The sequence below is a fragment of the Pseudomonas sp. NFACC42-2 genome (genome assembly GCF_900116055.1).
GTDB lineage: Bacteria > Pseudomonadota > Gammaproteobacteria > Pseudomonadales > Pseudomonadaceae > Aquipseudomonas > Aquipseudomonas marginalis.
On sequence record NZ_FOZO01000001.1, the window covers coordinates 387,954 to 410,950 of the forward strand.

Annotated in this window: 17 protein-coding genes; 12 read left to right on the forward strand and 5 right to left on the reverse strand. The window is 63.3% G+C overall.

The annotated features are described in order from the left end of the window. Window positions 1-79: 79 nt before the first annotated feature. The 8 genes from BM416_RS01715 to BM416_RS01750 all read left to right on the forward strand — a co-directional run bounded on the left by BM416_RS01715 (window position 80) and on the right by BM416_RS01750 (window position 9,896). Complete coding sequence (locus tag BM416_RS01715) at window positions 80-877, forward strand: transporter substrate-binding domain-containing protein (RefSeq protein ID WP_175539022.1); 798 nt, start codon at window positions 80-82, stop codon at window positions 875-877. Continuing rightward, on the forward strand, window positions 870-1,613 hold the full coding sequence (locus tag BM416_RS01720) for an amino acid ABC transporter permease (RefSeq protein WP_092484635.1): 744 nt from the start codon (window positions 870-872) through the stop codon (window positions 1,611-1,613). Before BM416_RS01715 ends, BM416_RS01720 begins: the two co-directional genes overlap by 8 nt. Continuing rightward, a complete protein-coding gene (locus BM416_RS01725) occupies window positions 1,603-2,280 on the forward strand; it encodes an amino acid ABC transporter permease (protein ID WP_092484638.1) in 678 nt (225 codons plus the stop codon). The genes BM416_RS01720 and BM416_RS01725 overlap by 11 nt, the downstream gene beginning before the upstream one ends. Beyond that, window positions 2,277-3,479: a cystathionine beta-lyase gene (metC, locus tag BM416_RS01730; protein WP_092484641.1), complete on the forward strand. Its 1,203-nt coding sequence runs from the start codon at window positions 2,277-2,279 to the stop codon at window positions 3,477-3,479. Before BM416_RS01725 ends, metC begins: the two co-directional genes overlap by 4 nt. Continuing rightward, window positions 3,476-4,510, forward strand: coding sequence for an ABC transporter substrate-binding protein (locus BM416_RS01735; protein WP_092484644.1), 1,035 nt, complete (start codon window positions 3,476-3,478; stop codon window positions 4,508-4,510). The genes metC and BM416_RS01735 overlap by 4 nt, the downstream gene beginning before the upstream one ends. Window positions 4,511-4,536: 26 nt before the next feature. Beyond that, the gene (locus BM416_RS01740) at window positions 4,537-6,825 is read left to right on the forward strand and encodes a TonB-dependent receptor (RefSeq protein WP_092484647.1); all 2,289 of its coding nucleotides are present in this window, start codon (window positions 4,537-4,539) and stop codon (window positions 6,823-6,825) included. Between the two features lie 2 nt (window positions 6,826-6,827). After that, complete coding sequence (locus tag BM416_RS01745) at window positions 6,828-8,030, forward strand: dipeptidase (protein ID WP_092484650.1); 1,203 nt, start codon at window positions 6,828-6,830, stop codon at window positions 8,028-8,030. A gap of 174 nt (window positions 8,031-8,204) precedes the next feature. Beyond that, the gene (locus BM416_RS01750; RefSeq protein WP_092484653.1) at window positions 8,205-9,896 is read left to right on the forward strand and encodes an endonuclease NucS domain-containing protein; all 1,692 of its coding nucleotides are present in this window, start codon (window positions 8,205-8,207) and stop codon (window positions 9,894-9,896) included. Between the two features lie 100 nt (window positions 9,897-9,996). Here the strand turns inward: BM416_RS01750 and BM416_RS01755 are convergent, their stop codons facing one another. Genes BM416_RS01755 through BM416_RS01765 form a run of 3 tightly spaced genes read right to left on the reverse strand, consistent with a single transcriptional unit; the run spans window position 9,997 to window position 15,670 of the window. Further along, window positions 9,997-11,388, reverse strand: coding sequence for an efflux transporter outer membrane subunit (locus BM416_RS01755; protein ID WP_092484656.1), 1,392 nt, complete (start codon window positions 11,386-11,388; stop codon window positions 9,997-9,999). Further along, window positions 11,385-14,498 (reverse strand): efflux RND transporter permease subunit, encoded by a 3,114-nt coding sequence (locus tag BM416_RS01760; RefSeq protein ID WP_092484659.1) that lies wholly within the window; start codon window positions 14,496-14,498, stop codon window positions 11,385-11,387. Before BM416_RS01760 ends, BM416_RS01755 begins: the two co-directional genes overlap by 4 nt. Before the next feature lie 2 nt (window positions 14,499-14,500). After that, the gene (locus BM416_RS01765; RefSeq protein ID WP_092484661.1) at window positions 14,501-15,670 is read right to left on the reverse strand and encodes an efflux RND transporter periplasmic adaptor subunit; all 1,170 of its coding nucleotides are present in this window, start codon (window positions 15,668-15,670) and stop codon (window positions 14,501-14,503) included. A gap of 147 nt (window positions 15,671-15,817) precedes the next feature. On the opposite strand from BM416_RS01765, the gene BM416_RS01770 reads away from it, so the two are divergent. Further along, a complete protein-coding gene (locus BM416_RS01770; protein WP_092484664.1) occupies window positions 15,818-17,203 on the forward strand; it encodes an ATP-binding protein in 1,386 nt (461 codons plus the stop codon). Window positions 17,204-17,206: 3 nt separating this feature from the next. Further along, window positions 17,207-17,902: a response regulator gene (locus tag BM416_RS01775; protein WP_092484667.1), complete on the forward strand. Its 696-nt coding sequence runs from the start codon at window positions 17,207-17,209 to the stop codon at window positions 17,900-17,902. Between the two features lie 47 nt (window positions 17,903-17,949). Here the strand turns inward: BM416_RS01775 and treS are convergent, their stop codons facing one another. Together treS and BM416_RS01785 are read right to left on the reverse strand one after the other, a co-directional pair. Continuing rightward, the gene (gene treS, locus BM416_RS01780) at window positions 17,950-20,013 is read right to left on the reverse strand and encodes a maltose alpha-D-glucosyltransferase (protein ID WP_092484670.1); all 2,064 of its coding nucleotides are present in this window, start codon (window positions 20,011-20,013) and stop codon (window positions 17,950-17,952) included. Between the two features lie 105 nt (window positions 20,014-20,118). Continuing rightward, window positions 20,119-20,880 (reverse strand): AraC family transcriptional regulator, encoded by a 762-nt coding sequence (locus tag BM416_RS01785; RefSeq protein ID WP_092484673.1) that lies wholly within the window; start codon window positions 20,878-20,880, stop codon window positions 20,119-20,121. A 211-nt stretch (window positions 20,881-21,091) separates the two neighbouring features. Here BM416_RS01785 and BM416_RS01790 point away from each other — a divergent pair, with 211 nt between their 5' ends. Further along, a complete protein-coding gene (locus tag BM416_RS01790) occupies window positions 21,092-22,018 on the forward strand; it encodes a 4-hydroxyproline epimerase (protein WP_092484675.1) in 927 nt (308 codons plus the stop codon). A 40-nt stretch (window positions 22,019-22,058) separates the two neighbouring features. Continuing rightward, window positions 22,059-22,997 carry a dihydrodipicolinate synthase family protein gene (locus BM416_RS01795; RefSeq protein WP_092484678.1) on the forward strand — a complete coding sequence of 313 codons (939 nt, stop codon included), beginning with the start codon at window positions 22,059-22,061 and terminating at the stop codon, window positions 22,995-22,997.

Below are 22,997 nucleotides of genomic sequence, written 5' to 3' on the forward strand. Positions count from 1 at the left end.
TGATAAAAGTGGAAGGGACGGTGCGACGATTCGACTTGCCCCCGGCCCTTACGACAGGTCACTTTGGCAGCGGGCGCTGTTGGTTATTTTTGCATTCGGCGCACTCCACACCCACGCCGAACCCCTGCTGGAACGCGCCCAATCCCGTGGCACCCTCAACGTCTGCACCAGCGACGAATTCCCCCCCTTCAAGACCTTCGATGCCCAAGGCAAGCCCGGCGGGTTGATCCTGGACCTGATCGTCGACCTGCAACAGCAGCTGTCTGCCAAGGTCGGCCAGCCGCTCAAGCTGCAACTTGTGCAAGTCAATCCGCTCAACCGCTTGCTGTTCCTCGAACAGGGCCGTTGCGAGGTGCTGGTCACGTCCCTGCTCGACACCCCCGCACGGCGGCGCGAAGTGGATTTTGCCGTTCCCGGTTTCTACAGCTCGGCCGCCACGGTGTTTGCGCCGAAAAGCACCGCCGTGCCGGACTGGCAAAGCCTGCGCGGCAAGACCCTGTGTGCGCCCGCCACCAGTGTGTGGGTGCGCCCGTTTGAAACGCGCTACGGCGTGCAGTTCGCCTCGTTCAACGGCACGGCCGAAGTGCGCAAGGCGGTGGCCGACAGCCGTTGCCTGGGGGCGATGGGTGACGATGCGTTGTACAGCGCCCTGGCGCGCCAGCCGGAATGGGCCGACTACGAGGTCAAACTGCCGGGCCAGGACCCGGCGCCGTGGGGCATTGCTTTGCGCAAGGGCCAGCCGGCGTTGTTGGCGGCGGTGTCGAGTATTGTCGAAGGCTGGCATGCCCAGGGCGTGATCATCGGCCTGGAACAGCGCTACGGCCTGGCGCCGAATGCCTGGGTAGCGCAGCAGCATGCGCGGGCCAGCCATGAGTGAGGCCAACCTGCGCCTGTGGCTGGAACAGCATGGCCTGTCGCTGAGCATCCTGTGGGACCCGATGGACCGCCAGCGCTTCCTGCTCGGCCTTGGCCTGACACTGTTGCTGTCGGTGGCGAGTATTGCCCTGTCCCTGGTGATGGGTGTGTGGGGGGCTGCCGGCCTGGGTTCGCGCCGCTCGCTGTGGCGCCGGTTGAGCGCGGGGTACGTCGCGTTGTTTCGCAACACGCCGTTGTTGGTGCAGCTGTTCTTTTTCTACTTCGGCGTCGGCGCCTGGCTGCCGCTGGCGGACGACACCAGCGTGCGGCTGCTCAACGGCACGCAATGGGCGATCATCGTGATCGCCCTGCACAGCGGTGCGTTCCAGGCCGAGAACCTGCGCGCCGGGATCGATGCCGTGCCCCGCGCCACCCTCGACGCGGCCGCCGCCCTCGGCATGCAGGGCGCCACGGTACTGCGCCATATCGTGCTGCCGCTGGCGCTGCGCAACAGCCTGCCGGCCATGGGCAATACGGTGGTGCAAACCATCAAGTCGACCTCGATTGCCTACGCGATTGCGGTGCCGGAATTGCTCTATGCGAGCAATCGGATCTGGTCGGACAACTTCAACGTCGCCGAGATGATGCAGGTGCTGTTGCTGGTCTGGTTGCTGCTGATCGGCACCAGCAGTTGGCTGCTGCGCCGCCTGGAAAACCACCTTCGCCTGCCAGGCCAGGAGTTGCCCGATGCTGCCTGAACCGTCCTGGCCCGCACTGTTGTGGCAGTGGGCGCCGGCGCTGCTGCAAGGCTTCGGCCTGAATATCCTGATGGGCGTCACCGCGATGCTGGTGGCCACGCTGGCCGGTGTCGTGCTCGGCAGCCTGCAGGTCAGCGCCCGGCCGCGCCTGCGTCGTGGTGCCGGGCACCTGAGCCGCCTGCTGCGCAACCTGCCGTGGCTGGTGGTGATGTTCTACGTGGCCTACCTGTTGCCCTATGAAGTGCACTGGGCCGGGCGCTGGTGGCAATTGCCGGATTGGCTCAAGGTCGCGCTGGGCCTGGCCTTGCCCGCTGTGGGCTATGTCTCGGAGATCGTGCGCGGCGCCGTGCGCGCGGTGCCGATGGGGCAATGGGAAGCCGCCCAGGCCCTGGGCATGCATCACGGCCAGGCGCTGCGCTACGTGATCATCCCGCAGACCCTGCCGAGCCTGATGGCGCCGTGGATGAACCTGTATTGCGAGGTGACCATGTCCACCTCCCTGGCCAACCTGCTGGGGGTGGAAGAGCTGATGACCACCGTGCAATCGCACCTGTCCACCCAACTGCGCAACGACCTGCTGCTGCCCGCCTACGGCTTGGTGTTCATCGCCTTCTTTGTCTACATCTACCCCCTCTCCCGCCTGGCCAAACGGCTGGAGCGCACATGAGCACTGACCCCATGCATGACGATACCCTGCTGACCCAGTTGGGACGCGACCCCGCCAGCCACGAAGGCAGCGTCAACACCCCGGTGTATCGCAGCTCGACCTTTATCTGGCCCGACACCGGCACTCTCGAAAACCACCTGCAACAGGCCGCCGACCCGCACTATCGCGGGCATATCTACGGCCGTAACGGCAACCCCACCACCGCCGCCTTCGAAGACGCCGTGGCGCAGCTGGAAGGCGGCTTTCGCGGGCTGATCATGCCCAGCGGGCTGGCGGCGATTGTCGGCGCGGTGCTGGCGGTGGCGCGGGCCGGCGACCATATCCTGGTGACCGACAATTGCTATTGGCATGCGCGCCAGGTGTTCGACCAGATCCTGCCGCGCTATGGCATTGAGGCCACGTACTTCGCGCCGATGCTCGGTGCCGACATCGCCGGGTTGCTGCGCCCGAATACGCGCCTGGTGTACGCCGAAGCACCCGGTTCCAGCACCTTCGAGGTCCAGGACATTCCCGCCCTGGCCCGCGTCGCCCATGCCCACTGCGCACTGCTGATGCTCGACAACACCTGGGCCACGCCGCTGTTCTTCAAGGCGTTCGCCCATGGCGTGGACATCTCGATTCATGCCGCCACCAAGTACCTGGTGGGCCATAGCGACGCCATGCTCGGCGTGATCGTCACCACCCAGACCCTGTATTCGACGGTGCGCGAGACCGTCCGTCAACTGGGCTATATCGCCAGCGCCGACGACGCCTACCTGGGCCTGCGTGGCCTGCGCACCCTGGGTGTACGCCTGCGCCAGCACCAGCGCTCGGCGCTCACCGTCGCGCAGTGGCTGCAACAGCGTCCCGAAGTGGCCCAGGTGCTGCACCCGGCGCTGCCGGGGGCCATCGGGCACGACTTGTTCAAGCGCGACTTCCTCGGCTCCACCGGGCTGTTCGGCGTGGTCCTCAAGCCGCATTTCGAGCCCCAAACCAAGGCCTTCCTGGAAAGCCTGCAGTTGTTCGCCATGGGCGCCAGCTGGGGCGGTTTCGAGAGCCTGATTCGCCAACAGCAACGCCACCCTTCGGCACAGATTGAAGCGGGCGTGCTGCTGCGCCTGCACGTGGGCCTTGAAGCCGTCGAGGACCTGCTCGCCGACCTGCAACAAGGCCTCGAACGCCTGAGCGCCACCCCCCATTCCCCAAGGAGTCTGCCATGAGCCAAACACTGCCCACCCACTACAGCATTTGCCCGCTGCTGGTCGCATCCAACATTGCCGTTGAACTCGGTTGGCTGGACGAGGAATACCAACGCGTCGGCGCCGACGCGATCTACCTGCGCTCACTGCCCGATAACCTCGGTTGGCTGCCGCACTTCACCCATGGCGAAGCGCGCTTGATTCGCGACGGCGGCGCGGTGCCGGCCTTGTGGGCGCGCGCCGACCAGGCCGATACGCTGCTGGTGGCCAGCACCGCCACCCAGCGCGCCGGGCAGATCCTGGTGCGTGCCGAGGGGCGTATCCGCCAGGTCGCCGACCTGTTCGGCAAGCGCATCGGCGTGCCGGTGAGCCGCAACACGGCGCGGGTCGATGTGCTCAAGGCGCTGGCCGAGCATGGCCTGTTCAATGCCCTGCAACTGGCCGGGCTGGAGCCGTCGCAAGTGCGCTTGATCGAGCTGGAGGATGAAGGTGATCCGCAGACCTTGCTGCCGGCGGTGCGGCCTTCGGCGTTCTGGTCGCAACTGCATGGGCTGCACGGCCAACCCGGGCATGAGGTGCAGGCCCTGGCCGAAGGCCGTGTGGATGCGCTGCATGTCGCCGCCGGGCACGTGCCGGCGCTGCTCGCCAGCGGTGAATTCACGGTAATCGAAGACCTGGAACGCTACCCGGACTGGACCCTGAAAAACCACAACGGCCCCTACGCCACCACCGTCAACCGCGCCTTTGCCGAAGAGCATCCCCAGGTGGTCGTGGCGTTCCTGCGCGCCGCGATCCGCGCCGGGCGCTGGATCAACCAGCACCGCGATGCCGCCGCCGAGCTGTTCACCCGCGTGACCTTCCTGCCGGACGCCGGGTTTATCCGCCGCGCCATTGCCGAGCTGGATTTTGTGCCGAACCTGGCGCCGCAGAACCTGGCGGCCCTGGAGCTGAAGAAGGACTTCCTGGTGCAACGCGGCTTCCTGCAGAACGACTTCAGCGTGCACGAGTGGGCCCAGCCCGGGTTTCTCGCCCAAGCCCACGCCGGGCTTTAACGCCACACCTTTGCCAAGGACAGACAATGATTGCTCAGTACCGCAAGACCCTGCTGGCCAGCCTGCTGGTCGCCGATTCAAGCTGGGCGGCGCAGGCCGCCGATTCCACCGAACCGCAACTGAGCAAAGTCGAGGTGGTCGGTGCCCGCGTGACCGAAGCCAGCGCCGCCATCGGCGAAGACAGAGTCAGCAATACCCTGAGCATCTCGCACCAGGCGTTGCTGTCGGCGCCGGCCGGCACTTCGGGGCTGAAAATGCTCGAGGCGCTGCCCGGCTTCAACGTGCAGGTCAACGATGCGCTGGGCCTGTATGAGTTCGGCAACTCGGTATTCGTGCGCGCCTTCAACCTGCAGCAGATCGGCTTTTCCATCGACGGTGTGCCCCTGGGCCGTACCGATCAGTTCGGCGGCAGCCCGATCTATCGCTACGTCGACAATGAAAACACCGAGCGGGTCACCGCCTCCACCGGCGCGGGCGACGTGTCGCAATCGGGCTATGCGTCCCTGGGCCCGTATGTGGATTACCAGACCAGCAATCCCACCCTCGAGCCGGGCGCCAGCCTGTCCTACACCCTCGGCAGCGACAGCCTGCGGCGCAGTTTCGTCAAGCTGCAAAGCGGCGAGTACCAGGGCCTGTCGGCGTATTTCAGCCGCTCGAAAATCGACGGCGACCTGTGGCGCGGCCCCGGCACCATCGACCGTGAACACCTGGAAGCCAAGGTGCGCTATCGCTTCGGTGAACGTGACGAGGTGTGGCTGCGCGCCGTGCACAACGCGTTCTACGACTACGACTCGCCCTACGTGAGCAGCGCCCAGTACGACGGCAGCGCCAATGACCCGTTCGGTCGCTCGGGCCGTTACTTCGCCTACCTCGGCAGCCTGCCCGACTTACCCGAGAGCGTGCCCGGCGTGCGCTACAGCAACACCCACTACAACCAGTTCTACAAACAGGCGGTGAACCAGCGCCGCGACACCTTGTACAGCCTGGGCGGCCAGTTCGAGATCCGCCCGGACCTGCTCAACTACACCACCCTCTACTACGAGGCCAAGAAAGGCTTTGGCGTGTCCCCGGAGGCCTACGCCACTTCCCTGGTGCTGCACACTGCCGAAAACAACGTGGATGGCCTGTTTGCCCCACGGGGCGTGCAATACGGCTTGTCGTCTCTCAGCGGCCATCGCTTCGGCGGGCGCACCGGGCTGCAATGGGACATCGGCCAGCACCAGATCGACACCGGTGTGTGGGCCGAGACCGATGTGTTCAACCGCCAGCAGGCGCGCTACAACCTCACCGACGGCAGCCCGGCCGGCGAGCCGTTGTTCAATGAGCCGGTGCACCTGCAAGGGGATTTCAGCTCTACGCGCGATTCGTTGCAGTACCACCTCAAGGACACCTGGACCCTGCTCGACGACCGTCTGCGCCTGCAGTTCGGTTTCAAGAGCCTGCACCTCAAGTACCGCATCGAGGGCTATCGCAACGCCGGCGACTACATCAACGACCGCCAGCCGCGCCTGGCCACCCAGTGGAACGACGCCTTTCTGCCCCAGGCCGGGCTGGTCTACAACCTCACCGATGACACCCAGGTATTTGCTTCCTATTCGGAAAACATGGCCCTGCCCCGTGGCGCCGACGACATCTTCCGCGCGGCCAGCCCCAGCGCGCCGCCACCGGAGGCGGAGCGGGCGAAGAACTACGAGGTGGGCTATCGCATCAACCGGCCGACCTTCAACGCGGCCTGGGCGCTGTACCGCACCGACTTCGATAACCGCCTGCAAGCCTTCGCCTCAGCCGTGCCCGGCAGCAGCCAGGTGGAAACCTACTACCAGAACGTCGGCAAGGTGCAGGCCTACGGCAGCGAGCTGAGCGGGCAATGGAAACCCCCGGTCCTGGCCGACAAGGTGGTGCTCAACGGCAACCTGACCTACAACACCTCCACGTTCCGGAACGACGCCGGCGGCCTTTCGATCAAAGGCAACGAGGTGCCCGACAGCCCGCGCTGGCTGGCCCAGGCCGGGGTTACCTATGAGCTGGCGCCATGGGCACTGCTGAACTTTTCGGCACGCTATATCGGCGAGCGCTACAGCAACTTCACCAACAGTGAATCGGTGCCCGGCTACACCCTGTACAACGCCTACCTGGACCTGGGGGGCGAGCGCCTGCACTACGGCCCACTGAAGAATGTGAAGGTGCGCTTCAATGTCGACAACCTGTTCGACAAGGATTACCTCGGCTACATCCTCACCAGCACCAGCGGCCCCGCCGTGTTCCGCCCAGGTTCGCCGCGCACCTTCCAAAGCACCTTGAGCATGGAGTTCTGAACATGAACAAGTACATGCTGCTGCTCGCCCTGCTGCCACTGTTGGCCCACGCCGACACCGCCGTCAGCCCCACCACCCTGGCCTTGCACCAGCGCTTGCTGGTGCTGGACAGCCACCTGGATACACCGCTGACCCTGACCCGCCCCGGCTGGAACATCCTCGAGCGCCACGACTACCGCCAGGACGGCAGCCAGGTCGACCTGCCGCGCATGCGCGAAGGCGGCCTGGATGGGGGGTTCTTCGCCGTCTACACCCCCCAGGGCCCACGCACCGAGGAAGGCCGCGCCTACGCCAGCGCCTATGGCCTGGCCACCCTCACCCGCATCCGCGATGTGATCGACCGCAACCCCGACAGCTTCGCCCTGGCCCTGACCGCCGCCGACGCCCGGCGTATCGCGGCCCAAGGCAAGCGCGTGGTGTTTATCAGCATGGAAAACGCCGATCCACTCAGCTCCGATCCCGAGTTGCTCGACACCTACTACCGCCAAGGCCTGCGCATGCTCGGCCTGGTGCATTTCATGAACAACGACCTGGCCGACTCGGCCACCGCGCTGCCGGAATGGAAAGGCCTGAGCTCCAAGGGCCGCGACCTGGTGCAACGGGCCAACCGCCTGGGCATCCTGCTCGACGTGTCCCACGCCAGCGACGCGGTGTTCGACCAGATGCTGGCGCTGTCCAGCGCCCCGCTCATCGCCTCCCACTCCAGCAGCCGCGCGGTCAACCCGCACCCACGCAACCTCGACGACAACCGCGTGCGCCAACTGGCGGCCAAGGGCGGGGTAATCCAGGTCAACGCCTACAGCGACTACCTGATCCCCCTCACGCCCAACCCGGATCGCAACAAAGCCATGGCCGCGCTCGGCGCACGCTTCCACAACCTTGCCGCCCTCAGCCCGGAACAGGTCAAGGCGCTCTATCAGGAACGCGACAGCCTCAACCAACGCTTCGCCCAACCCAAGGCCAGCCTCGATGTGTTCATGAAGCACCTGTTGCACCTGCTGGAAGTGGCCGGCCCGGACCACGTCGGTATCGGCGCCGACTGGGACGGCGGCGGTGGCGTAAGCGGGCTGGAAGATGTGAGCCAGTTGCCGGTGATTACCCAGCGGTTGCTGGATGCCGGGTGTAGCGAGCAGCAGGTGGCCAATATCTGGAGCGGAAATTTGCTGCGGGTGTTGCAGGCGGCGCAGGATCAGCGGCGGCCCTGAGGCGTTTAACAACGTTTCATTTGCTCCGTAAAGCTTAAGGCGCCTGGAGCGTAGCCCAATGGCAACGGCCATTGGACTCACCAACAGCCCCACTAGCGAACTCCACACAATCAGTGGCAATATGCCACCCAGCACTCCGAAGGGACTGACTCAACGCAACATCAAGGATAGATAATGAAGGTCGACGAATCTGTAATTAGAGACAAACTGGCTGAGAACCTCGACATTCTTGAAGAGGGCCTCACATTGGAAAAAACTGAAAAGTTTTTACCAAACCCAGAAGGCACACGAAGTTTTGTGGATATTTTGGCCCGCGATAAAAATGGAAAGTATGTACTGATTGAGTTAAAAAAAACCAATGCCGCAGCACGCCAAGCCATTCATGAAATATTAAAGTACATCGAAGGCATCAAACTAAATCTCGGACTAAAAGAAGACGAACTCAGAATCTTGATTGTCTCAACGGAATGGAAGGAGTTGCTGATACCCTTCTCCTCACTAGTAGCCCGAGTAAACTTCAGACTTTCCGGAATCCAGTTGACCGTTGATACATCTGGGAACCCAACGCATGCTAAACCTGTCACCCCAGCGCCGGTGCGGTCAGACAGATTATTCAGCTCGCAACACCATTTAATTCGCTACCAGTCTTTAGAGAACCTGAGGATTGGGACTGAGCAATACATCGCTTCCTGCGCAGCAAAAGGCATCAAAGACTATGTGCTTATTCAACTCAGCGCCGCCCAAGGTAGACCAGAATTAGACCGCCGCAAGAAATACGAAAAATTCACTAAATTGTTCGAGCAGCTAGGACCTGCTCGAACCTATGACGACTACATAAAACGCGTACCGTTGATGCCATACATGTTGTACTTTGCGATGGTGGAGCTTGATTTAGAGTACTGCCTTATGCAACTCGAAACGCTTCTTGAGGGTGACGCCCTGGAAGAATGGCGCGACACCTTGAAATACACCGAGAATAACGAACAGCTGCTGCATGACGCCCATGAGCAAATTATGGCAGCGCCTCCTGAAGTTCCCTACGATGACCACGAAATGGGTTATCCGGCGAAGTTCGCCGACAAGCTCTTCCATGATGAATGGGAGATTATGGATGTTTTGAAATTCGGCGCCCTCGCGCACAACGATCTTCTGGTTAAAGAAACCCTCGTCAGCGAATTATGCGGCGACCAGGGGAACACGCGACAGCATTACAAGAAGACGCTGAGCGGAGAAGACACTCGCTATCTCGCCACTACCCGCGAAGAAATAAGGAAATGCTTGATCCACAACCCTCAATGGACCGAGCAGATCAACAGGACGTTTGTCGAGTTAGAAAAACAAAATAATATAAATAAAATCAGCGTTTACATATTCAACCCCAACCACATCCTATTATCTCTATATAAAACACTCACTTCAGAAGATGAAGCCAATTTCCTACCACACTTCTCCATACAGGTCGACACACAAACCACAATAACCGAATATATCGGCAGACTGACCGATACGCATAAAACGCCCTCAATGAAAAGCATCGTAAATAATCACTTTGAGGGAAAAATAGTAAATCTCCTAGCGCCTTTGAACTGGGGTGGGCTCGACGAGAATGACGCCTTTATCGTCCGAAGCTCGGGTCTTTCATATGAAACCTACTCCCGCACTATTGAAGCCGGTACCGAACGGTGTAAAAAGCTAACCTCTCTAGGCTTTGAGGAATGTGATCCTGAGGAATATAAAGACACGCTAAGTGAATACTCCAGTAGAAATGCGGATTTCCTTAGAGACATTATCGGCATCTACTCAAAGCATTGGGATGGCGCTATCTTCACTTATGATCAAAATGATGAATATCACTTCCTGAGCTGAACCCTAAGAACGGCTATTGAGTGAAGAACATTGACTATTTAACGTGGGTGTCAAGCGTTACTGCTGCTTAACACTCCATTGTCAGACCCAATCATCAAGCTCAAAGCGACTGCCACCCTCCCCCCATCACCTTATACAAACTCACCCGATTACTCTGCTCCGCCAGGCGCAGGGTGATCAGGTCCTGTTGGGCGCTGTACAGCGAGCGTTGGGAATCCAGGGCTTCGAGGTAGCTTTGCGAGCCGGCGCGGTAGAGCGCGTCAGACAGGTCGTAGCTCTTCTGGCTCGCCTCGGTCAACGCTTGCTGGGCGGTGAGGCGCTGGTCCAGGGTGCTGCGCACGGCCAGGGCGTCGGCGACTTCCTTGAATGCGGTTTGAAGGGTTTGCTGGTAGGTCTGCACCTGGATCTCTTTCTCGACCTTGGCCGCATCCAGGGTCGCGCGGTTGCTGCCGGCATCGAAGATCGGCAGGCTGATGCTCGGGGCGAAGGTCCACGCGCCGCTGCCGGCCTTGAAAAGGCTGGACAGTGACGCACTGGCGGAACCCGCATTCGCGGTGAGGCTGATGCTGGGGAAAAACGCCGCGCGGGCCGCGCCAATGTCGATGTTCGCGGACTTGAGGCTGTGCTCCGCCGCCAGTACGTCGGGGCGCCGCTGCAACAGGCTCGACGGCAGCTCGGCCGGCACCTGCACCAACGCCGCTGCCGATCGCAGGTGGGCGTCGGGCAGCAAGGCGTCGGGGATGTCGCTGCCGACCAGCAGGCGCAGGGCGTTGCGGTCCTGGAGGATCTGGCTCTGATACTCGGCCACATCGACCCGCGCCGATTCGACGGTGGTTTGCGCCTGGGCCACGGCCAACGCCGTGGAGCCACCCAGGGCGTGGCTGCGCTGGGTCAGTTCGTAGGTGGACTGCTGGCTGGCCAGGGTCTCTTCGGCCAGTTGCAGGTGCTCGTTGTCGGCGGCCAGGGTCAGCCAGGCGTTGGCCACTTCGGCCACCAGGCTGATTTGCGTGCTGCGCCGGGTTTCGGTCAGCGCCAGGTAGTCTTCCAGCGCTTCGTCCTGCAGGTTCTGCACGCGGCCGAACACGTCGACCTCATAGCTGCTCAGGCCCAATTGCGCGCTGTAGTCGTGGCTGGTGACGGCCGTGCCGCTGCTGGACAGCGAGCCCGGCGTGCGGCTGTGGGTACCGCTGACGCTGGCGTCGAGGGTCGGGAACGCCGCTGCGCGCTGGATGCGGTATTGCGCCTGGGCCTTCTCGATATTCAGGCTGGCCAGGCGCAGGTCGCGGTTATTGGCCAGGGCCAGGGTTTGCAGGTGTGCCAGGCGGCGGTCGGTAAAGAACTGCTGCCACTGGATGTCGGCCGGCACCTCACCCTGCACACCCGCTTGCCATTCGCCAGGCACCGGTGCCTCGGGTTGCTGGTAGTGTGGCGCCAGGTTGATGCAGCCACTCAAGACCACTGCGGCCACTAACGGGAAGAGAAAGCGGGTCATGCGTCACCTTTTTCGACAATGGGCGTCGTGCTGACACGGCCAAAGCGGCGACGGATCAACACAAAAAACAGCGGTACAAAGAAGATCCCCAGCACCGTGGCGCTGAACATGCCGCCCAGCACACCGGTGCCGATGGCCCGGCGCCCGGCGGAACCTGCGCCACTGCTCACGGCCAGGGGCAGCACGCCGAACATGAAGGCCAGGGACGTCATCAGGATCGGCCGCAGGCGCTGGCGCACGGCGATCAGCGTCGCCTCGCGCAGGCTGTTGCCCTGCTCCTGCAGGTGCTTGGCAAACTCGACGATCAGGATCGCGTTCTTCGCTGCCAGCCCTACGGTGGTCAGCAGGCCGACCTGGAAGTACACGTCATTGCTCAACCCCGTAAAGCGAGTGGCCCACACCGCGCCGACGATACCCAGGGGCACTACCAGGATCACCGAGAACGGCACCGACCAGCTCTCGTACAGCGCGGCCAGGCACAGGAACACAAACAGGATGGACACCGCATACAGCAACGGCGCCTGGGACCCGGAAAGACGCAACTGGTACGACTGGCCGGTCCACTCGTAGCCGATGCCATCGGGCAGTTGCCGGGCAATCGCCTCCACCGCGTCCATCGCCGCGCCGGAGCTCACACCGGGTGCCGGGTCGCCGACCACTTCCAGGGAGGATGTGCCGTTGTAGCGCTCCAGCAACGGCGAGCCATAGCTCCAGGCACTGCTGGCAAATGACGAAAACGGCACCATTTCATCGTTGCTGTTGCGCACGAACCAGTGGTCCAGATCGGCCGCTTGCATCCGCGTGCTGGCTTCGCCCTGCACGTAGACCTTCTTCACGCGGCCCTGGTTGAGGAAGTCGTTCACATAGGTACCGCCCAACGCCGTGGACAAGGTGCTGTTGATGTCGCTGGTGCTCAGGCTCAGGGCCCCCGCCTTGCGGTCATCGATGCTGATTTTGAGTTGCGGCGCGTCGTCCAGGCCATTGCTGCGCACGCCCAGCAGGCGCGGGTCTTGCCTGGCCAGCGCGATGAACTGCTCGCGCGCCGCCACCAATGCGTCGTGGCCAAGACCGGCGAGGTCCTTGAGCTGCAAATCAAACCCCGAGCTCTGGCCCAGGCCACGCACGGCGGGCGGTTGCATCACGAATACATCGGCATCGCCGATGCTTGCCAGGGCCAACGTGGCACGTTGGGCAATCGTGGCGGCATCGTCCGAGCGCTCACTCCAGTCCTTCAAGCGAATGAACGCCCGCGCGGTGTTCTGGCTGTTGCCGCCCATGCCCAGGCCGCTGATGCTGATCATCGCCTCGACTTCCGGCTGCTTGAGCATGTACGCCTCGAACTGCTGCAACACCGCCTGGGTGCGGCTGTCGGTAGCGCCCACCGGCAGCTGGATTTGCGCCATGAGAATGCCCTGGTCCTCATCCGGCAGAAACGAAGTAGGCAAGCTGGCATAACCCGCCGCCATGGCTGCGGCGATCAGCACATACACCACCAGGCTGCGCCATGAGCGTTGCAGGACAGCGCCGACCAACGCTTCATAGGCGCTGGAACAGCGTTCGAAGGAACGGTTGAACCAACCGAAGAAGCCCCGTTGAACCGCATGCCCCGGCTTGAGCAGCGTGGCGCACAGTGCCGGCGTGAGGGTCATCGCCACCACCACCGACAGCACCATGGCCGAGACGATGGTCACCGAGAACTGCCGATAGATGATCCCGGTGGAACCGCCAAAAAACGCCATGGGAATAAACACCGCGCTCAGCACCAGGGCGATGCCGACCAGTGCACTGGTGATTTCATCCATCGATTGACGCGTGGCCGCCAGGGCCGACAAGCCCTGCTCGCTCATCACCCGTTCGACGTTTTCCACCACCACAATCGCATCGTCGACCAGCAAGCCAATGGCCAGGACCATGGCAAACATGGTCAGGGTATTGATCGAGTAACCGAACAACACCAACACGCCAAACGTGCCCAGCAACACCACCGGCACGGTGATCGCCGGGATCAGCGTGGCCCGCAGGTTTTGCAGGAACAGGAACATGATCAGCACCACCAGCACGATGGCCTCGCCCAGGGACTTGACCACTTCCTCGATGGACAGGCTCACAAAGGGCGTGGTGTCGTAGGCGATCACGTTCTTCAATTGCATTTCGGTGGGATAAAACGGCGCCAGTTCCTTGAGCTTGGCCTTGACTGCCTCGCCCACCTCCAGCGCATTGGCGCCCGCCGCCAGTTGCACACCCATGGCGGCGGCCGGCTTGCCGTTGAGGGCCGAGTTGATGTCATAGCTCTCGCTGCCCAACTCCACGCTCGCCACATCACCGAGCAGCACGACCGCGCCGTCGCTGCCGGACTTGACCACCACATTGCGGAACGCTTCGGCCGTTTGCAGTTTGCTGCGCGCGCTGATGGTGGCATTGAGTTGCTGGCCCTTCACCGCCGGCAATGCACCGAGTTGGCCAGCTGATACCTCGGTGTTCTGCGCCTCCAGCGCAGTGCTCACATCCGACGGCATCAGCGCGTATTTTTCCAGCAGCGCCGGGTCCAGCCAGATGCGCATGGCGTAGCCCGAACCGAGGATCTGCACGTCGCCCACGCCGTCGATACGGCTGATGGAGTCGAGCAAGGTGCTGGAGATGTAGTCACCGATCTGGGTGCCGGTGACGCTGGGGTTGTCCGAGGCCAGGGCGGCAATCATCAGGAAATCCGAGCCGCCCTTGGTCACGGTCAGGCCTTCGCTCTGCACCGACTGCGGCAACCGCGACTCGGCCTGTTGCAGCTTGTTCTGCACCTGCATCTGCGCTACATCCGGGTCGGTACCGGCGCCAAAGGTCAGGCTGATACTGGCGCTGCCCGCCGAACTGCTGGAGGCCGACATGTAGGTCAGGTTGTCCAGGCCTTTCATCTGCTGCTCGATGACCTGGGTCACCGAGTCTTCGACGGTCTTGGCCGACGCGCCGGTGTAGGTGGCGGAAATACGCACGGTGGGCGGTGCGATGTCCGGGTACTGCTCCAGCGGCAACTGGCTGATGGATAGCGCGCCGCCGAGCATGATCACGATGGCGATGACCCAGGCGAAAATCGGTCGATCGATAAAGAAACGCGCCATGTTCAACCCTCCTGCGCCAGGGCGCCGGCATCGGCGGCCTGGGTCTGGACCACGGCGCCGATGCGGACTTTCTGGCCACCTTCGACGATCACCTGCTCACCGGCCTGCAAACCCGCCGTCACCCACCACTGGTTGCCCACGGCGCGGTCAACGCTGAGCACGCGTTGCTCGACCTTGCCGTCAACCACCAGCAACACCGAGGTCATGCCGCTGGCGCTGCGGCTTACGGCTTTTTGCGGGATCAGGATCGCCTGGTCATCGCGGGCCTGCTCCAACACGCCACGCACGTACATGCCGGGCAGCAGCACATGCTCCGGGTTGTCGAACACCGCGCGCAAGGTCACGGTGCCGGTGCCCTGGTTGACGCTGACCCCGCTGAACTTGAGGCGGCCGTCGTGGTTGTAGGTGCTGCCGTCATCCAACTTGAGGCTGATGCGGGCCTCGCCGTCGCCGTTGGCCTGCAACACACCACGGGCCAGGTCGCGCTTGAGGGCCAGCAATTCAGTGGTGGACTGGGTCACATCCACATAGATCGGATCGAATTGCTGCACGGTAGTGAGTGCGGTGTCCTGGTTGGCCACCACCAGTGCGCCGGGGGTGACCGTGGAGGTCTCGATACGCCCGGCCACCGGCGAGCTGATGCGGGTGTAGGCCAGGTTGATGCGGGCAGTGTCGAGGTCGGCCTGGGCCACCTGGACGTCAGCGGCGGCGGTCAGCAGGGTGGCCTGGGAGTCTTCGTTGGTTTGCTGGCTGATGGCGTCGATCTTCACCAACCGGGCGTTACGCGCGGCGGTGGTCTGTGCCGACTTCAAGGTGGCGCGCGCCTTGGCCAGGCTCGCCTGGGCCTCAGCCAATGCCGCCTTGTAGGGTGCCGCATCCAGTTGGTACAGCGCCTGCCCGGCCTTGACCTCGGCGCCTTCGACAAACAGGCGCTGCTGCACGATACCGCCGACCTGCGGGCGAATCTCGGCGACCATAAACGCCTGGGTGCGCCCGGCCAGCTCAGTGGTCATTACCTGGCGCTTGGGCTGCACGGTGATCACCGAGACCATGGGGGTGGCGACTGCGGGCGCGGGGTCGCCGGCCGAGCAGCCGCCGAGCAGCACCAGAATGAGGAACGACAGGAGTACCGCGGCGGTTACCAGGTATTTGGCGAAAAGTTTGGTCGACATAGTTGCCTCTGCAAGACGGGGTGGTGCAAGCCTTACCGTCATGCTGCTGGGCAAATGTGCAGGAAAATTGAAGATTGCCAGCCTGGGTTGAATCTTTCCTCCATGGGGCCCTAAATGGGCGGGTCCACTCTTTTACGGCCCTTGTTCATGAAGTTGAGTATCTCCACCAAACTGTTTGTCGCGGTATCGGCCGGTGTGCTGCTGGTCATCCTCAGCATGGGCCTGGCCACCGGCTGGAGTTTTGGCCGCGGGTTCCTTGGCTATATCAATGAACAGGCGCTGGAGCGCATGGCCATGGTGGTGCCGCGCCTGGCCAGTGCTTATGCGCGTGAAGGCAATTGGGCGTTCATGCGTAACCACCCGGATCGCTGGTTCGACATCATGCGCCCAGACCCCGACGAAGAACGGGTCACCCATGACCTGCGTACACCGCTGGCCTCGGACTTGACGGGTGCGCTGTTTCGCATCGCCTTGCTCGACAAGGACCGCAAGCGCGTCACCGGCTATACGGCGATTGGTGAGGATGCGCTGGTGAGCCCCATTGTGGTCGCGGGCGAAACCGTGGGCTGGCTGGCCGTGACCCCGTTCCAGAGCGTGACCGAGGCCGGTGGCGAACGCTTCCAGCAATACCAGCTGCGCACCAGCCTGGTGATGGGCGTGTTCTCGCTGCTGCTGGCGATGCTGATTGCCTGGTGGATCGCCCGCACGCTACTGGAGCCGGTCAAGCGCGTGGCCGCCGCCACCCACCGCCTGGCCAGCGGCGACTACAGCAGCCGCGTGGCCGTGGCCTCCCACGACGAAGTCGGCCAACTGGCCCGCGACTTCAACCAGTTGGCCTATACCCTGGAGCGCAACGAAAAAATGCGCCGGGAGTTCATGGCCGATGTCTCCCACGAACTGCGCACGCCGCTGTCGGTGCTGCGCGGCGAGCTGGAGGCGATCGAGGACGGTGTGCGCAGCCTGGACCCGAATACGATGAAATCCCTGCTCGGCGAAGTCGGCATGCTCAGCAAACTGGTGGATGACCTGTATGAGTTGTCCCTGGCGGATATCGGTGCGCTGACCTACCGCAAGGCCCCATGCATGCTCAACGACGTGCTCGAAAACAGCCTGGCGATGTACCGGGAACGCTTCGCTGCCCGCCAGTTGCAGCTCGACCTGGAGCTGCCGCGCGAGCCCGTGGAGCTGCTGGCGGATGCCAGTCGCCTGCAGCAATTGTTTTCCAACCTGCTGGAAAATTCGCTGCGCTACACCGACGTCAACGGCAGGTTGCGCCTCAGTGTGGGGGTCGACCGCGACACGGTGCGTATCGACTTTCTCGACTCCGGGCCGGGCGTGTCCGCAAGCCAGTTGCCACGCTTGTTCGAGCGGTTCTACCGCGGCGAGTCATCGCGCAACCGCGAGCATGGCGGCGCCGGCCTGGGCCTGGCAATCTGCCGCAGCATCGCCAACGCCCACGATGGCAGCCTGGTTGCCGACCACTCGCCCTACGGCGGTCTGTGGCTGATCCTGCGCCTGCCCCGGAGCCTGTGAACCATGCACGATGAGCCGCCGATCCTGATCGTCGAAGACGAACCCAAGCTCGCCGCCCTGATGCGCGACTACCTGGAGGCCGCCGGCTATACCACCCGGTGCCTGGACAATGGCCTGCACGTGGTGCCCGCCGTGCGTGCCCACGAGCCCAGGTTGATCCTGCTCGACCTGATGCTGCCCGGCCGTGACGGCATGCAGCTGTGCCAGGACCTGCGCGGTTTCAGCGCGGTGCCGATCATCATGATCACCGCCCGCGTCGAAGAAGTGGACCGCCTGCTCGGCCTGGAACTGGGTGCCGACGACTACATCTGCAAACCCTTCAGCCCCCGTGAAGTGGTGGCCCGGGTCAAGGCCATCCTGCGCCGCAGCCCGCAGCTGCTCGGCACCGGCGCGCCGCGCCTGCTGATCGAAGAAGCCCGCTACCAGGCCTCGCTGGACGGCATCGCGCTGGACCTCACGCCCCTGGAACTGCGCCTGCTCAACACCTTCGCCCGCGCCGCCGGCCGCGTTTTTTCCCGCGACCAGTTGCTGGATCACCTCTACTCCGACCACCGGGTGGTCACCGACCGCACGGTGGACAGCCATATCCGCAACCTGCGGCGCAAGCTGGAACAGGTATGCCCGGGGGAAACCCCGATTGAGTCGTTGTATGGGGTGGGGTATCGGTTTCAGTTGGCTGAAAAGCAGCCACAGGCCTGACAACACCCCTTCCCACATTGGGTTCTTCGGTGCTTGGAAGATTGAGGTTACATCGGCGTGCTGCTGATAACCCGCAGCGCCAACCCCTCGTACGCATCCAGGGTAATGGTGAACTCGCCCTCCGCCGTCAGGTCGCCCTCCACCCGTTCGTTGATGATGTCCACCACCATCCCCGCTGCGATATCCGGCAGGTTAAGGGTTTCGGTGATCGGCGTGGCGCCGAAGTTCAGCGCGGTGATTTGCGTGCCTCTGCCGGCCGGCAATTCGTGGACCATGATCAACAGGCCGGGGTTCTGCACGTCGGGCACCAGTATCTGGCGGCTGGCGGCGATGTCGTAGGCGCGGCGCACGGCGAGGATCTTTTGCAGTTGCGAGGCGAACGAGTCCGGGTCCTGCAACTGGCTGTTGAGGCTGCCGTAGAGGCTTTTTGAGCGCGGCATCTGGCCGGCCGACAATTCTGCGTCCGGGTTCAGGTCCACCAAGTCGTAGGCGCCGCGATGAATCCAGCGGGTATCGCCATCCTGCATCAAGTGCGCGACTTCCTCGGCGGCCAACGGCAGCGCGCCTACCAGGTCCCAGCCGGACAAGGCGAACACCCCGGGCTGCATGGCGTTGTACATCACCAGCAGTAAATGGATCTGGCGAATCTGTTGGATGTCGGCGGCACTGATCGCCTCCAGGTCGCGAATGCCCAGCGCCGCCGTGATGATGCTGGCGGTGGTACAGGACACGCCATTGGTCACGAACTTGAGGTTATACGGCGCATGCTCGCCGGCCAGGCGTTCGTACATCTGCTCACGGATGTGCTCGCGCAGGATATTGCCGGGGAATGTCTGCCCCTGGTAAAGGAAGGTGTCGTGGGCATGCAGGGTCCAGAAGTGCACCAGCTCCAGGGTCAGCTCATCGTGGTTCTGCAACGCATGGATCAGCGAACCGGGGTCGATGCCCTGGCGGTGCATTTCGCGCAGCATCAGGCGCAGGAATTCGGCATCGCCCATCAACAGCGCGTGCTGGTACGCCGGGCGGGTGATGAAGTCATAGGACAGGTCGGCGCCGCCATGGGACATCGACGCAATGTCATCCACCGTGAGGTTCAACTCCTGGAAGCTGAAACCACCGGCCTTGCGAATCGCCCCGCCCAGCAGCTGGTTGCCGGTGATCGACAGCGGATGGCTCTCGGACCAGGCCGTGCCATCGAGGGTGCGTTCCACGCCGAGGAAACCATTGGCGTCCAGGCGCAGGATTTTCGCGCCCATCACGTCGATGGCGTGCAAGGCGTCACCGATGATCATCTGCTGCGCGGCGAAGGTCGGGTCGAGCCAGTTCAGCGACGGCTGGCCTTCCTTGAAGTAGTGCAGGTACACCCAGCGACGCGGCTTGCCATCCACGCCGATGACCACCGGCGTGGTGCTCCAGTCGGTCTCCTTGACGCCGGGCTCGAAGAAGATCACCCGCTGCAACTGGCCGACGATGTAGTGCTTGTCGCGCAGGGCGTCCACCTGGGCCGGGCTGAGGTTCTGCGCATCACGGCCCTCGGCCACGTCGGGCAGCAGCGGCCAGTCCTCCTCGCGGATCTCCACCATGTGGTAAAGGCCGGGGTAATCCTCGTAGGCCATCTCCGCCAGGCGAAAGTCCGCACCCTTGCCGGTGTGGGACGGAATCACGTCGTCGATGATCACCGCATTGTGCGCCGCCGCCATGCGCGTCAACGCCTGCAACTGCGCCTCGGTGCCCAACTGCGGGTCGATCTCGAAGCTGATGCGGTCGAAATTGCCGTCGATGGTCGGCGTGTGCCGGGTGCCGGTGAGGCCACCGGATTTTTTCAGCGGGCCGTTGTGGATGCCCTGGATGCCGATCTTCGACAGTGCATGCCACAGCGTTTCATCCCCCAGCGCCTCCAGCACCGTACCACCCTCGCGCGTCACAATCGACGCCGGGTAGGCGGTAAACCACACCGACGACAAGGCCGAGGCATCACGGGGCCGGGTCTGCGCGTACGGCTGTTGCCACAACCGGCCCTGGCCCGAATAGAGCTTGGCGCGCTGGCGTGCCGCGTGCAGCATCGATTGTTCCACCAGCCAGTTCACATGGTTGTTTTCAGCCGCGGTCATAAGCTTGGTACCTGTCGTGGTTAAACATTACTCGTGAACATATGAGGGCTCGGTGGGCCATTCGTTGCATTGCAATGTGGCGTGCCTGAACGGGGGCTCGGGCGCTCAGCAGGTTTCCCGATACTGCCTCGGCGTAAACCCCGTCGATGCCTTGAACTGCCGGGTGAACGCGCTGTGGTCGGTATAGCCGCACTGCAGCGCGACCTCGGTGATCGGCATGTCGCTGTGCAGCAACCGATGGGCGTGTTCCAAGCGTACTTTCTGGATCATCTGCCGGGGTGTCAGGTGGAACACGCGCTTGCAGTAGCGCTCCAGTTGCGCCACGGAAATCCCGGCGATGCGCGTCAGTTCGCCGAGGGTGACGCGGCGGTTGAAGTGCGTGCGGATATGCTCGTCCACGGCGGCCAGGCGTTGGTAGGCCGGGTGGGTCTGGCTGGCCGATTGCAGGTCGACCGAGATCCCGGCCAGGCCGATGATGCGGCCTTCGTGGTTGTACAGCGGCCATTTGTGGGTGAGGCACCAGCCGGGTTCGCGGCTGCCGTAGAGGTGCAGTTCGAGTTGGTCTTCCAGCACAAAACCCTGTTGCAGCACGCGCCGGTCCTGCTCGGTGTAGCCCGGCCCCAATGGTGCGGGAAAGACCTCGGCACTGGTCTTGCCCAGCAACGGTTGCAACTGCTTGAGGCCGCAGCGCTGCACCAGGGTGCGGTTGGCGAGGACGTAACGGGCCTCCAGGTCCTTGATGAAGATGGCGGCATTGGGGATCACGTCCAGCATCGGCAGCAGTTGCGCTACGCCGGTCAATAGTTGCTCGATGTTGTGGGGAGGACTGGCCCCTTGGCAAAGGCTCGCAAACGCGCGTTGAAGCATGAGTGTCTCTCCCCGGCTGTCACCTTGATGGCAAGCAGATTGCCCCATGCCTGGGGTGCTGTCGAGCAGGGCGAACTGTGCTGATTTCGTCATCGATATCGGCAAAAAACATCAATCGCCGCCCAGCCTGCGCGTTCACGATAGGGCCACTGCATGCCTATCCCTACACTCACAAGAAGGCAGCCCACAGCTCTTATTGATGGAGCGCGTTATGAAGCGACTGCATGTGATCGACTCCCACACCGGCGGCGAACCCACGCGCCTGGTAATGACCGGTTTCCCCGCGCTCAAGGGCGCGAGCATCGCCGACCAGTTGGAAAACCTGCGCACGGAGCACGACCCATGGCGCCGCGCCTGCCTGCTGGAACCCCGTGGCAATGAGGTACTGGTGGGCGCGCTGTACTGCGCGCCCTTCACCCCGGGCGCCACCTGCGGGGTGATCTTCTTCAACAACGCCGGTTACCTGGGCATGTGCGGCCACGGCACCATCGGCCTGGTGGCGTCCCTGCAGCACTTGGGGCATATCCAGCCGGGCGTGCACACCCTCGACACCCCGGTGGGGCCGGTGGCCGCGACCTTGCACGATGACGGCGCCGTGACCCTGCGCAACGTGCCTGCCTATCGCTATCGCCAGCAGGTGACGGTGGATGTACCGGGCCATGGCGCAGTCCAGGGCGATATTGCCTGGGGCGGCAACTGGTTCTTCCTGGTCTGCGAGCATGGCATGGCGTTGGAGATGAGCAACGTCGACGCCCTCACCGACTACACCTGGGCGATGCTCAAGGCCCTCGAGGCCCAGGGCATCCACGGCGCAGACGGCGCCCTGATCGACCATATCGAACTGTTCGCCGACGACGCCCACGCCGACAGCCGCAACTTCGTCATGTGCCCCGGCAAAGCCTACGACCGCTCACCCTGCGGCACCGGCACCAGCGCCAAGCTGGCGTGCCTGGCCGCCGATGGGAAACTCAACCCCGGTGAAACCTGGGTACAAGCCAGCATCACCGGCAGCCGCTTCGAAGGCCGATATGAATGGGACGGCACACGTGTCATCCCCTTCATCACCGGCCGCGCCTACATGACCGCCGACAGCACCTTGCTGATCGACGAGCAGGACCCGTTTGCCTGGGGCATCTGAGCCCAACCCCTTTGATTGAACGCTGCAAGGAGCCAGAACAATGAGCGACAACATCTTCACCGGTTGCGTCCCCGCGTTGATGACCCCGTGCACCGCCGCGCGCAAGCCGGACTTCGACGCGCTGGTCGCCAAGGGCCGCGAGTTGATCGATATCGGCATGAGCGCCGTGGTGTATTGCGGGTCCATGGGCGACTGGCCGTTGCTCACCGAAGCCGAGCGCCAGGAAGGCGTGGCGCGCCTGGTGGCGGCCGGCGTGCCGACCATTGTCGGTACCGGGGCGGTGAACAGCCGCGAGGCGGTGGCCCACGCCGCCCACGCGGCCAAGGTCGGCGCCCAGGGCTTGATGGTGATCCCGCGCGTGCTGTCCAGAGGTGCGTCCGCCACCGCGCAAAAGGCGCATTTCTCGGCAATCCTCGAGGCCGCGCCCAACCTGCCGGCGGTGATCTACAACAGCCCTTACTACGGCTTTGCCACCCGCGCGGAGTTGTTCTTCGAACTGCGCCGCGAACACCCGAACCTGATCGGCTTCAAGGAGTTCGGTGGCGCTGCCGACCTGCGCTATGCCGCCGAGCACATCACCTCCCAGGACGACAGCGTGACCCTGATGGTCGGCGTCGATACCCAGGTGGTGCACGGTTTCGTCAACTGCAACGCCACGGGTGCGATCACCGGCGTCGGCAATGCCTTGCCCCGCGAAGTGCTGCACCTGGTGGCCCTGAGCAAGCAAGCCGCCAAGGGCGATGCCAAGGCCCGGCGCCAGGCCCGGGAACTGGAAGCGGCGCTGGCGGTGCTGTCTTCCTTCGATGAAGGCTGTGACCTGGTGCTGTATTACAAGCACCTGATGGTGCTTAACGGCGACACGGGCTACGCCCTGCACTTCAACGAAACCGATGTGCTCAGCGATGCCCAGCGGCGTTACGCCGAAACCCAGTACGCGCTGTTTCGCCAGTGGTATGCCAACTGGTCGAGAGAGGCGTAG